Here is a 13333-nt window from a genome sequence, read left to right as displayed (position 1 = left end):
GGTTGATTGAAGGAGACAAACAAAAAGATATAACGAATAGCCCGACCCTGAATTTGACTCAGGGATACACCATAAAAATTGAAACAACTAAAAATCAAAATTAAATCAAATTTCCTAACGGAAATCACAACAAATTAAGAAAGAAATGGCAAATTACTTTAATACGCTATCATTAAGAGATCAACTAACACAACTAGGAAAATGCAGATTTATGAATGCTGAAGAGTTTTCGGCAGGTGTAGATGCATTAAAAGGGAAAAAAATGGTTATCGTAGGGTGTGGAGCCCAGGGACTTAACCAGGGGTTAAACATGAGAGACTCTGGTTTGGATATTTCGTATGCGCTTCGTGAAGCAGCGATCAAAGAAAAAAGACAATCTTTCAAAAATGCATCGGATAACGGGTTCAATGTAGGAACTTATGAAGAATTGATTCCTAATGCAGATGTGGTTATTAATTTAACACCAGATAAACAACATACTCAAGTGGTAAATACAGTAATGCCACTAATGAAAAAAGGAGCAACTTTATCATACTCACACGGGTTTAATATTGTAGAGGAAGGTATGGAAGTAAGAGATGATCTTACGGTGATTATGGTAGCACCAAAATGTCCGGGATCAGAAGTGAGAGAAGAGTATAAAAGAGGGTTTGGAGTACCTACATTAATAGCGGTACATCCAGAAAATGACCCTCAGGGACATGGTTTGGATCAGGCAAAAGCCTATGCAGCAGGAACAGGTGGTCATAGAGCAGGAGTGTTAGAATCTTCTTTTGTAGCCGAAGTAAAATCAGATCTTATGGGAGAGCAGACCATTCTTTGTGGATTACTGCAAACCGGGTCTATTTTATGTTTTGACAAAATGATAGAAAAAGGAATTGATCCAGGATATGCTTCTAAATTAATCCAATACGGTTGGGAAACCATTACCGAAGGGATGAAGTATGGAGGAATCACAAATATGATGGATCGATTATCAAATTTATCAAAGATTAAGGCATTTGAGCTTTCTGAAGAATTAAAAGATATTATGCGTCCATTATTTCGAAAACATATGGATGATATCATGCAAGGACATTTTTCTAAAACTATGATGGAAGACTGGGCTAATGATGATAAGAATTTATTATCCTGGAGAGCAGAAACAGGAGAGACTGCATTCGAGAAAACGCCTGCAGGAGATATTGAAATTTCTGAACAAGAATTCTATGATAATGGCGTGTTAATGGTAGCTATGGTAAGAGCTGGTGTTGAACTGGCTTTTGAAGCAATGACAGATTCTGGAATTATTGAAGAATCTGCATATTATGAATCGTTACACGAGACTCCACTTATTGCCAATACGATTGCACGTAAGAAATTGTTCGAAATGAATCGTGTGATTTCTGACACAGCAGAATACGGTTGTTATTTATTTGATCATGCTTGTAAGCCTTTACTAGCAGATTTTATGAAAAAAATAGATACCGATGTTATCGGAAAAGCATACGATGAAGGAAAAGAGAATGGAGTAGATAATGCTAAGCTAATAGAAGTAAATGCAATTATAAGAAATCACCCTATAGAAGTTGTTGGTTCTCGATTAAGAGCATCGATGACGGCAATGAAGCCTATAGTATAATACATTTAATTTTGTCAGGCCAGATCTGTTGGAGTTTTGAGATGTGTATTGTGTAACCTTTGATGGATCTGAGCCGGCAGAATAGTAATAAAAGACCAGCGTAAACTTAAATTATGAGTACCATAACCACCACAACATATTTTCCTGAATTAGAGGATATCCAAAAGGCAGCTTCAACGATAAAAGAAGTGGCTATGGTTACTCCTCTTATGAATAGTATTCGGTATTCTCGCAGATACGATGCTAATATTTTATTGAAACGAGAAGATCTTCAACGTGTTCGTTCCTATAAGATAAGAGGTGCTTTTAATAAAATAAGTTCGCTTACTCAAGAAGAACTAGAAAAGGGAGTTGTTTGTGCCAGTGCAGGTAATCATGCACAAGGGGTCGCATTTGCCTGCCATCATTTGGGAATAGAAGGCACAGTTTATATGCCTTCGGTAACCCCAAAACAAAAGGTAGCACAGACGCAAATGTTTGGTGGTGATCATGTAAAAATTGTTCTCGAAGGCGATACTTTTGATGATTCGTATAAAGCAGCGATGGAAACCTGTACCTCTGAAGGGAAAACCTTTGTACATCCTTTTGAGGATCCAAAAACTATAGAAGGACAAGGAACAATCGGACTTGAGATTTTTAAGCAGACCGATGTACCTATTGATTACATTTTTGTAGCTATTGGTGGCGGTGGTTTGGCCTCGGGATTATGCGGAGCAATGAAGGCTTTATCGCCAAAGACAAAAATTATTGGTGTCGAACCAGAAGGAGCACCTTCTATGTTATCATCTATCCAAAATAATAAGAATACAGAGATTTTTAATATTGATAAATTTATCGATGGTGCAGCGGTTCAGAAAGTAGGAGATCTTAACTTTGATATTTGTAAAGAATACCTCTCTGATATGTATACAGTTCCCGAAGGGTTGGTGTGCCAGACTATTTTAGATTTATATAATAGAGATGCTATTGTAGTCGAACCGGCAGGAGCGCTAACTCTGGCAGCTCTAGAATTTTATAAAGATAAGATCAAAGGTAAAAATGTAGTATGTATTGTAAGTGGTAGTAATAATGATATTACCCGTACTGCAGAGATTAAAGAAAGAGCTTTGTTATATGCAGATTTAAAACACTATTTCATTGTTCGTTTTCCGCAACGAGCAGGCGCATTAAAACAATTTGTTGGAGAAGTGCTAGGCCCAAATGATGATATCACTCATTTTGAATATTCGAAAAAATCTAGTAGAGAAAATGGCCCCGCAGTGGTTGGGATTGAACTAAAAGATAAGAAAGATCTGGAACCTTTGGTCTCCAGGATGAAGGCTCTTAATTTCTTTGGAGATTACCTTAATGATAAACCCGATCTTTTTCAGTTTTTAATATGATTTGATCAAAGTAACATTGCATAGTATTACCTATCCTTAATCATCAAGTTTTTTATGACCTTCAACAGATTTGTTGTCAATAGGTTATAGTTTTTCTTAGCTTTTTTTGATAAAAATGTGCAATATTTGGCTCTTTATCGATATATTCACGCACTTAAACGATAAAAACTAAATCTATTATGAAAAAACTTTTACTTTTTGCTGTAGTTGCTTTACTAGGATTAACAACAAATGCGCAGGTTAAACTTGGTTTTGGTGTTGGTTATGCTATTCCTTCTGGAGATATTGCCGATATCACAGATGGAGGGTTTTCTGGACACCTTGAACTGGGATACGGAATAACAGAAGATATTGATGTTTCTGTTTTTGTACATGGAGATTTTTTAACTGGAGCAGATGCAGGTCTATTATCTTATGATACCGTTGCTTTTGGAAGTTATATGGTAAATGGGCGTTACTACTTTAAAAAAGAAGGATTTAGGCCTTATGGTAGTCTTGCTATAGGAATTACTGATATCGCACAAATCGAGGCAGCAACAAACGGAACAAGAGTTGCAGCCACGGCAAGAACTTCTAATTTTTCGTTTCGCCCGGCACTTGGTTTTAAATATGGTATTCTTAATGTTAATGCCGCTTATCTAAATGCAGGAGAAATAGGAGAAGGTGATGGAAAGGCTACAGTAAGTGATTTTACATTTAATGTAGGGCTTTTGTTTACTTTTGGAGGAAAATAAAAACAACTCAAGATAAAAATTTAAAAAAGGCGATCTGAAAAGATCGTCTTTTTTGTTAGAGATTCATAATATAGAATATCAATTTAACAGTCAAAGCTTTAGAATTTTATAAAAATGATAAAAGTTAATCAGTTTTGTGACTAATTTGTTTCCTGTATTAATTTTTTACGTAATATTGTACCATCTAGTTAACGAAAGGGGCTACGGCCGACGATTTAGAGTTACTATTATGAAAACGGTAAATTACATATCTACAGAGAGTAAAGTTCAATATTTGAACAATTTTGGTAATACATTTATTCCCACACGCCGCTTTCGTCGCCCCTTGGGGGTCTAATATTCTTTTGAAGTAGGTGCGTCCTACTTCCCCTAGAGACATCGAATCCATTTTAGAAAAACTGAATTTTTAGATAGTTATGTAAATAACCTATTTAAAGTATTTAGTAAGAATTCTTATCACGCCAAATAGCGGGATATGATTCGCATACCAACCAGGATTCAGAAAAATCAACACTAATTTTAATAGAAAAGCTTCTTTAATAAGCGGGATTCGTTTATGGAAAAAGTAAAAATAATAATTGCTAACGAAAATCATTTTCGTCATGCAAAGGAAATATGCGAAGTAATATCCGACTCTGCCAAAGTAAGAGGAACTGGTATAGCTAAACGTACTCCAGAGTATATACAAACAAAGATGCAAAACAGGAATGCAGTTATAGCCATATCAGGCAATCAATTTGCAGGGTTTTGTTATATCGAAATCTGGGGTCATGAAAAATATGTAGCACATTCTGGTTTAATCGTACATCCCAATTTTAGAAATCAAGGTCTGGCAAAAAAAATCAAAGAATTTACATTCAATTATTCTTTGAAGAAATATCCAATGGCCAAAGTATTTGGTATCACAACAGGATTAGCTGTAATGAAAATCAATTCTGATTTGGGGTATAAACCCGTTACATTCTCCGAATTAACAGATGATCCTAAGTTTTGGGCAGGGTGTAAAACATGTACAAATTATGATATTCTAACTTCCAAAGAGCATAAAATGTGCTTGTGTACCGGCATGCTATACGATCCTTTAAAAGAAGTAAAGAAAAAAGAAAAGTGGTACGATAAAAAAGTACTAAAACGATTAAAAAATATTAAACAAACAATGCTTACAAGCAATAAACAATTGTTGTTATGGAAAAAGTAGTATTAGCATATAGCGGAGGACTGGATACCTCATATTGTGTAAAATATCTTATTCATGAAAAAAATCTGGATGTACATACCATTTTGGTTAACACAGGTGGTTTTTCTGAAAAAGAGTTAAAGGAGACAGAAAAAAGAGCATATGAACTGGGAAGTTCATCTCATGTAAATAAGACTATTCTAAACGAGTTTTATGATAAAGCGATTAAGTATCTGATTTATGGTAATGTATTAAAAAATAATACATACCCACTTTCTGTAAGTGCAGAACGAATTTTTCAGGCCATAGAGGTGATTAAATATGCCAAGAAAGTAGGAGCAAAGTATATCGCACACGGAAGCACGGGAGCAGGAAACGACCAAATAAGATTTGATGTGATTTTCCAAACATTAGCGCCAGAGATCGAAATTATTACTCCGATTAGAGATTTAAAACTGTCTCGTCAGGCCGAAGTAGAATATCTGGAAAAACACGAGGTGTACTACAGCTGGGAAAAGGCACAGTACTCAATCAATAAAGGTATTTGGGGAACCAGTGTAGGAGGAAAAGAAACCCTTTCTTCGCATCGTGCATTACCAGATACGGCATACCCAAGTCAACTTCAAAAAGAAAATGAAGAAGTTATCACCTTAAATTTCGAAAAAGGAGAACTCGTAGGATTAGATGGAGTTAAAGATATCCCGGTGAATAACATTCAGAAATTGGAAGAACTCGCAAGTGCTTTTGCCATTGGTAGGGATACCCATGTAGGAGATACAATCATTGGTATTAAAGGGAGAGTTGGTTTTGAAGCAGCCGCACCAATGGTAATCATTAAAGCTCACCATCTTTTAGAAAAACACGTTTTAACCAAGTGGCAACAATATTGGAAAGAGCAACTAGCTAACTGGTATGGTATGTTGTTACATGAAGGAAACTATCTGGATCCGGTAATGAGAAATATAGAAGTGTTTATGGAAGACTCTCAAAAATCAGTAACAGGAGACGTAAAAGTAAAATTGAAACCCTACCATTTTACGCTGGAAGGAATCGAATCAGATTTCGATATGATGAAATCAGATTTTGGACAGTATGGCGAAATGAATAATTCGTGGACCTCTGATGATGCCAAAGGTTTTATAAAAATCTACGGTAATGCTAATAAGATATATCATAATGTAAACCCAAGTGAGGCATGATACAAGTAGGAATAATAGGAGGATCTGGATATACAGCAGGAGAACTCTTAAGGTTATTGGTACATCACCCAGAAGTAAAACTGGATTTTGTGTATAGCACAACAAATGCAGGTGTACCAATTCATAAACAACATCCAGATTTGATAGGAGAAATAGATCTTAAGTTCACAGATACCATAAACTCAAATGTAGATGTATTGTTTTTGTGCCTGGGGCATGGTAGGTCAAGATCGTTTTTAGAAACCAATACGTTTTCAAAAATGACCAAAGTAATTGATTTGGGAAATGATTTTAGATTAAACGAGGATCAGGAATTTCTGGGAAGAGATTTTGTATATGGTTTGCCAGAGTTAGAAAAAGAAAAGATTAGGTCAGCAAAAAATATTGCAAATCCGGGTTGTTTCGCTACTGCCATTCAGTTAGGGTTATTACCATTAGCTTTTGCAGGAAAACTTAAAGATACTGTACATATTAATGCTACAACAGGAAGTACAGGAGCTGGTGTGATGCCAGGAGGAACCACTCATTTTAGCTGGAGAGATAATAATTTTTCTAGTTATAAAGTATTCTCGCACCAACACCTGGGAGAGATTAAACAAAGCCTTAAACAGGAGCAACATGATTTTGAAGCCCCGGTTTTCTTTATTCCTAATAGAGGAAATTTTAGTAAAGGAATTTATGCTACGATGTACACAAAATATGAGGGAAGCGAAGAAGAGGCAAAAGAACTGTATGTATCCTACTATAAAAAGGCTGAGTTTACCGTGATTTCTGATGAAGAAATTCATTTAAAACAAGTGGTAAATACGAATAAATGTATACTACACATTAGTAAGAAAAATGGAATGTTACTCATCACCTCTGTAATCGATAACCTAATCAAAGGAGCATCCGGACAAGCTATTCATAATATGAATTTAATGTTGGGATTAAAAGAAAAAACAGGGTTAGAATTAAAAGCAAGTGCGTTTTAGTAAAAGAATTTCATATTGAAATAAACGTATAAAAAAATAATATGAACACAATAACAATTATAGGAGGAGGAAACTTAGGCAAATCAATAATTTCTGGATTGGTCAATAGTGATTTGTTTGAAGCTACTAATATTACAGTAGTAGATAAATCAAAATATAACCTAAAAGAAGTTGAAGAAAAACTAGGCGTATCTACCTCACAAAATATAGTAGCCTCTATAAAAAATGCAAAATGGGTAATTCTTTGCGTACAACCAAGACAGTTGGATGCTGTTTTACAGGAAATAAAAAATACAGTAACAACAGAGCAAATATTGATTTCTACCGTAACAGGTACATCCATTGCCGAAATCAATGCGGTAGTTCCTAGTAATAAAGTAGTACGGGTAATGCCAAATACGGGAGCTGCCAAAAAACTATCAATGACCTGTATTGCAGCTAATGAGGATGTAAAAGAAGAATTAGCTATAGTACAAAAGATGTTTGATACCATTGGTAAAACGCTAATTATAGAAGAGCGTCTAATGCAAGCTGCTACGGTATTAGGAGCTAGCGGAATAGCATTTTTTCTTAGATTTTTAAGAGCTATGATACAAGGAGGGATTCAAATGGGATTTCACCCACATGAAGCCCAAATCATTGCTGTACAAACCGCGATAGGAGCTGCAACATTGGTAGCAGAGAATGGAACTCATCCCGAACGCGAAATCGATAAGGTGACAACACCTCAGGGATGTACCATAGAAGGTCTAAATGAGATGGAGCACCAAGGATTAAGCTCATCGGTAATAAAAGGAGTGATGGCTTCTTATGAAAAAATAAATACAATTAAATAGAACAACCAATACTATGAAATTATTTGATGTGTACCCTTTATATGATGTAGAGCCTGTAAAAGCTTATGACACTACCGTAGTGGATAAAAATGGAATAGAATATTTGGATATGTACGGAGGACATGCGGTGATTTCAATAGGTCATTCTCATCCTCACTATGTGCAAAACATAAAAAAACAGATAGAGAAAATAGGCTTTTATTCTAATGCTGTTCAAAATAGCCTACAAACCAAATTAGCAAAAAAACTTGGAGCATTATCGGGATATGATGACTATCAATTGTTTTTGTGTAACTCTGGAGCCGAAGCCAATGAAAATGCATTAAAATTAGCTTCTTTTTATACAGGAAAATCAAGGGTGATAGCATTTCATAATGGTTTTCACGGGCGAACATCTGCAGCAGTAGCTGCAACAGATAATGCTAAAATCAATGCACCACTAAATACTCAGCAAAACGTCACTTTTTTGCCGTTAAACCAAATTGAGCTCGTAAGAACTGAATTAGAAAAAGGTGACGTGTGTGCTGTGATTGTAGAACCTATACAGGGAGTAGGAGGGTTAGATGAAGGTACGACTCCTTTTTTTACAACCTTAGAAACCTTATGTCATGAGTTTGGTGTTGTTTTAATAGCAGATGAAGTGCAATCGGGTTATGGCAGGAGCGGTAATTTTTTTGCACATCAATATCATGAGATTACACCAGATATTATTTCTATAGCAAAAGGTATGGGTAACGGTTTTCCGATAGGAGGTATATTAATTGCCCCACATATAAAACCCAATTATGGGATGCTGGGGACCACTTTTGGAGGTAATCACCTGGCTTGCGTTGCAGCATTATCGGTTCTTGAAGTAATTGAAGCAGAACATCTCATTGATAATGCAAGAATAGCAGGAGCATATTTTGAATCTAAAGCATATCAAATTCCCAGAGTACAAAAGGTAAAAGGAAAAGGATTAATGCTAGGATTAGAGTTTGATTTCGAGGTTAGCGAACTTAGAAAAAGACTAATCTATGAAGAACATATTTTTACAGGAGGAGCAATGAATAAAAAGCTATTGCGAATTCTTCCTCCGCTAACCATTGGGAAAAAGCAGATAGATCAATTTATAAACGCATTACAAAGTGTATTGGTAGAAAAACCAATGATTTAAGAGATAAGAATGAACAACTACTTTTCAATACAAGATATAGACTCTTTACCCGGTTGGGTAGAGGAAGCAATTGCAATAAAGAAAAACCCTTTATCCCATAAGACTTTGGGAAAAGATAAAACGATAGGATTGTTATTTTTTAATCCAAGTCTTCGTACCCGTTTGAGTACTCAGAAAGCAGCCTTAAACCTGGGGATGAATGTTATGGTCATGAACTTTACAGGAGAAGGCTGGTCGCTCGAGTATGGAGACGGCACCATAATGGATCAGGGAAATTCTGAACATATAAGAGAAGCTGCCCAGGTAGTTTCTCAATATTGTGATGTATTAGGAGTACGAGCTTTTGCAAAGCTGGAAGATAGAGATGATGACTACAGCGAAAAAGTACTTCATGGGTTTATAAACCATGCTTCTATACCGGTTATCAATATGGAAAGTGCGACCAGACATCCATTACAAGCATTAACAGATGCTATAACAATTTCCGAATATAAAAAAACAGATAAGCCAAAGGTTGTATTATCATGGGCACCGCATCCAAAAGCCTTACCACAGGCAGTTGCTAATTCTTTTGTAGAGATGATGCAGCGTATGGACGCAGATTTTGTAATAACCCATCCTGTGGGATTTGAGTTAGCCAGTCAGATTACTAAACAGGTGCCCATTGATTACAACCAGGAAAATGCATTAAAAGATGCCGATTTTGTGTATGTCAAAAACTGGAGTGCTTATCAAGAGTACGGTAAGGTCATAGATAATGATCTTTCCTGGAAAATTACAAACAAAAAAATGAAGTTAACCAATGACGCAAAATTTATGCATTGCTTACCAGTACGAAGAAATGTAGTTGTAGATGATGCAGTACTGGATAGTAAAAATTCTATTGTTATCGAACAGGCAAATAACAGAACATATGCTGCCCAGTTGATTTTAAAAAAAATACTTGAAAAATCTTAATGTGATGAGAGAACATGTGAAAAAGAGATTATTGGTAGCCAAGATTGGTGGAAATATAATAGAAGATCCAGAAGCATTGACTTCTTTCTTAGAAGATTTTTCTAAAGTAGAAGGCCCAAAGATTTTGGTTCATGGAGGAGGAAAATCTGCTACTCGACTTGCAGCTCAGTTAGGAGTAAAGACCGAAATGATTGATGGTCGAAGAATTACTTCTGCAGAGAACCTGGATATCGTTGTAATGACTTATGCAGGCTTATTAAATAAGACGATTGTTGCAGGTTTACAGCATCGCCATTGTAATGCTCTGGGATTAACTGGGGCAGATGCCAATGTGATTCTGGCAAAGAAAAGACCTGTGCAATTTGTTGATTACGGATATGTTGGTGATGTTGTTAAGGTAAATGGCGATATCATAAAAGCATTTTTGAATCAGGAAATTACACCAGTTTTTTGCGCCGTTACCCACGATGGTCAAGGGCAATTGTTTAATACGAATGCAGATACAATAGCTTCAGAAATAGCTTCTGAAATGAGTGCTGATTATGAGGTGTCGTTATTTTATTGTTTCGAATTAAAAGGGGTTCTTGAAAATATAGAAGATAAAGATTCTGTAATCGAACATATTGATTTAGAAAAATATACAGCATTAAGAGAGGCAGAAGTGATTACAGAAGGAATGCTTCCAAAGCTTCAAAATTGCTTTGATGCTTTACAAAAAAGAGTAAATAAGGTACATATTGCAAATGCAGATTTTATAAAGGATAACACAACTAAACATACGACTTTAAGTCTATAACTAATAATGGAAAAACTAACACGTGAAGCGATTGAGCTTTTACATCATCTAATAGAAACACCATCGTTCTCATCAGAAGAGGAAAAAACGGCGCAATTGATCGAGAATTGGTTCATCCAAAATGATATTCCTTTTGAGAGGGAGAACAATAATATATGGGCATATAATACGTATTTTGACGAATCTAAACCTACTATTTTATTAAACTCTCATCATGATACGGTAAAACCAAATGGAAACTATACGAATGATCCTTTTAAAGCTTTTGTAGAAGAAGGGAAACTATTTGGCCTGGGAAGTAATGATGCAGGCGGTTGCCTGGTGGCTTTATTAGCTGCATTTACCTATTTCTACAATAGAGAAGGACTACAATACAATTTTGTGATTGTCGCTTCTGCAGAAGAAGAGAGTAGTGGTCCTTTGGGACTAAAAAGTGTATTAAAATACCTTAAGAATGTAGCATTTGGTATTGTAGGGGAACCAACATTAATGCAATTGGCCGTGGCAGAAAAAGGCTTATTGGTATTAGATATATCGGTAAAAGGAACCGCAAGTCATGCCGCTCACCCTAATGAGGATAACGCAATTTATAATGCTTTGCAGGTGATAGAGTGGTTTAAAACATATGAATTTAAAAAAATATCAGAAAACCTGGGCAAAGTAAAAGCTACAGTGACACAGATCAATGCTGGGAAACAACACAATGTGGTACCGGCAAGTTGTGATCTGGTGGTAGATATACGAGTGAATGATAGTTATACAAATAAAGAGGTTTTGGATATTGTAAAACAACACATGCCTCAATATGTTGAGGTCGCGCCCAGATCTCTGGATTTAGGATCCTCGTCGATTGCTATAGATCACCCTGTTGTAAAATCAGGAATTAGACTAGGAAGAAGTACCTATGGATCTCCAACCTTATCAGATCAATCGGTATTGAGTTGCCCTTCATTAAAACTGGGACCGGGAGATTCGACCAGATCGCATTCTGCAAATGAATTTATTTATGTAGATGAGGTGAAAGAAGGAATCGAATTGTATATCAAAATTTTAGAAGGTATAGTATAAATAAGAGACTGTCTGAAAAGATAAATCTAGGACTGAATTGTTAGTTTGACATTGAAAATTTTACTTTTCAGACAGGCATATAAAAAAATATAGAATGAAACTTTGGGATAAAGGGTTACCAACAGATCAAAAAATAGACAGGTTTACCGTCGGTAATGACAGGCAATTGGATATGGTAATTGCCAGGTATGACGTGCAGGCAACCTTGGTTCATGCTAAGATGTTGCATAAGATTAATTTACTTTCTGACCAAGAAATTTCTGAAATTGAAAAAGAATTGAATATATTGGGGCGGGAAATAGAAAAAGGAACTTTTGTGATAGAAGACCAGTTCGAGGATATACATTCTAAAATTGAGTATGAATTAACTCAACGAATAGGAGATGCGGGTAAGCGAATACATACCGCCAGATCACGTAATGATCAGGTGTTGGTAGCGATGCATCTGTATATGAAAGAGGAACTACTTCAAATTAAATCTCTGGTTAACGAATTATCTCAGAATTTACTTACCCTTGCAGAAACATATAAAGATGTGTTACTTCCTGGGTATACCCATATGCAGATAGCGATGCCATCTTCATTTGGACTTTGGTTTTCTGCCTATGCCGAAAGTTTTATTGATGATCTGTATTTTGTAAATGCTGCTTTAAAAGTTGTGGATCAAAACCCGTTGGGAAGCGCCGCAGGGTATGGTAGTTCATTTCCGATAGATAGAGAGTTTACCACAAGAGAATTAGGCTTCGAAACCCTTAAGTATAATGTAGTTGCTGCACAGATGAGTAGAGGTAAATCAGAAAAATCTACCGCTTTTGCCATGAGTAGTGTAGCCGCGACTTTATCTAAACTGGCAATGGATGTATGTTTGTATATGAGTCAGAATTTTGATTTTATGAGTATTCCATCAGAATTTACTACAGGATCCAGTATTATGCCACATAAGAAAAATCCAGACGTCTTTGAGTTAATAAGAGGAAAATGTAATAAAATTCAGGCACTGCCTTACGAATTAAATTTGCTAATCAATAATTTACCAAGTGGTTACCACAGGGATTTACAATTGCTTAAAGAAGGAGTTGTACCTGCTATTCAGGATTTAAAAGCATCTCTTGAGATGACTATGTATGCACTTAAGAATATAAAGGTGAACAAAAATATATTGGATGATGATAAGTATGATTACCTGTTTAGTGTAGATACATTAAACGAATTAGTAATGCAGGGCATGTCTTTTAGGGATGCCTATGTAAAAATTGGATTAGATATTGAGAAGGGATGTTACACACCCGAAAAGAATACAAAACATAGCCATAGTGGTAGTATTAATAATTTATGTCTTAACAAGATAAAAAAGAAATTAGAGGAAGTTTGAGGGAACAGCACTTTCTAAAATCATGTGAATTATGTGAGAACACAAGCTAGTCTATAGGGTT

12 protein-coding genes are annotated in these 13333 nt (G+C 35.7%); all 12 read left to right on the top strand.

All coding sequences use genetic code 11. The annotated features are described in order from the left end of the window. Nucleotides 1–145: 145 nt before the first annotated feature. The 12 genes from ilvC (at nucleotide 146) to argH (ending at nucleotide 13272) form a co-directional block, all read left to right on the top strand. Nucleotides 146–1621 carry a ketol-acid reductoisomerase gene (ilvC, locus tag NNL09_RS23685; RefSeq protein WP_196911918.1) on the top strand — a complete coding sequence of 492 codons (1476 nt, stop codon included), beginning with the start codon at nucleotides 146–148 and terminating at the stop codon, nucleotides 1619–1621. Nucleotides 1622–1734: 113 nt separating this feature from the next. Next, a complete protein-coding gene (ilvA, locus tag NNL09_RS23680; RefSeq protein ID WP_196911919.1) occupies nucleotides 1735–3003 on the top strand; it encodes a threonine ammonia-lyase IlvA in 1269 nt (422 codons plus the stop codon). Nucleotides 3004–3182: 179 nt separating this feature from the next. Next, the gene (locus NNL09_RS23675; protein WP_025664153.1) at nucleotides 3183–3737 is read left to right on the top strand and encodes a hypothetical protein; all 555 of its coding nucleotides are present in this window, start codon (nucleotides 3183–3185) and stop codon (nucleotides 3735–3737) included. Nucleotides 3738–4293: 556 nt separating this feature from the next. After that, on the top strand, nucleotides 4294–4935 hold the full coding sequence (locus NNL09_RS23670; RefSeq protein ID WP_025664154.1) for a GNAT family N-acetyltransferase: 642 nt from the start codon (nucleotides 4294–4296) through the stop codon (nucleotides 4933–4935). After that, nucleotides 4923–6113, top strand: coding sequence for an argininosuccinate synthase (locus tag NNL09_RS23665; RefSeq protein WP_025664155.1), 1191 nt, complete (start codon nucleotides 4923–4925; stop codon nucleotides 6111–6113). The genes NNL09_RS23670 and NNL09_RS23665 overlap by 13 nt, the downstream gene beginning before the upstream one ends. Next, complete coding sequence (gene argC / locus NNL09_RS23660; RefSeq protein ID WP_196911920.1) at nucleotides 6110–7087, top strand: N-acetyl-gamma-glutamyl-phosphate reductase; 978 nt, start codon at nucleotides 6110–6112, stop codon at nucleotides 7085–7087. Before NNL09_RS23665 ends, argC begins: the two co-directional genes overlap by 4 nt. Before the next feature lie 41 nt (nucleotides 7088–7128). Further along, on the top strand, nucleotides 7129–7923 hold the full coding sequence (gene proC / locus NNL09_RS23655) for a pyrroline-5-carboxylate reductase (RefSeq protein WP_196911921.1): 795 nt from the start codon (nucleotides 7129–7131) through the stop codon (nucleotides 7921–7923). Nucleotides 7924–7936: 13 nt separating this feature from the next. Next, a complete protein-coding gene (locus NNL09_RS23650) occupies nucleotides 7937–9079 on the top strand; it encodes an aspartate aminotransferase family protein (RefSeq protein ID WP_196911922.1) in 1143 nt (380 codons plus the stop codon). Between the two features lie 9 nt (nucleotides 9080–9088). Further along, nucleotides 9089–10036 carry an N-acetylornithine carbamoyltransferase gene (locus NNL09_RS23645; RefSeq protein WP_196911923.1) on the top strand — a complete coding sequence of 316 codons (948 nt, stop codon included), beginning with the start codon at nucleotides 9089–9091 and terminating at the stop codon, nucleotides 10034–10036. Beyond that, nucleotides 10023–10832, top strand: a complete 810-nt coding sequence (argB, locus tag NNL09_RS23640; RefSeq protein ID WP_317193932.1) for an acetylglutamate kinase — start codon at nucleotides 10023–10025, stop codon at nucleotides 10830–10832. Before NNL09_RS23645 ends, argB begins: the two co-directional genes overlap by 14 nt. A 6-nt stretch (nucleotides 10833–10838) precedes the next feature. Then, nucleotides 10839–11900 (top strand): M20 family metallo-hydrolase, encoded by a 1062-nt coding sequence (locus tag NNL09_RS23635; RefSeq protein WP_196911924.1) that lies wholly within the window; start codon nucleotides 10839–10841, stop codon nucleotides 11898–11900. Between the two features lie 94 nt (nucleotides 11901–11994). Then, on the top strand, nucleotides 11995–13272 hold the full coding sequence (gene argH, locus NNL09_RS23630; RefSeq protein ID WP_196911925.1) for an argininosuccinate lyase: 1278 nt from the start codon (nucleotides 11995–11997) through the stop codon (nucleotides 13270–13272). The last annotated feature ends 61 nt before the right edge of the window (nucleotides 13273–13333 follow it).

Source organism: Aquimarina sp. EL_43, assembly GCF_943422735.1.
In the GTDB taxonomy this organism is placed as follows: domain Bacteria; phylum Bacteroidota; class Bacteroidia; order Flavobacteriales; family Flavobacteriaceae; genus Aquimarina; species Aquimarina megaterium.
This window is presented reverse-complemented; position numbering and strand designations above follow the sequence as displayed.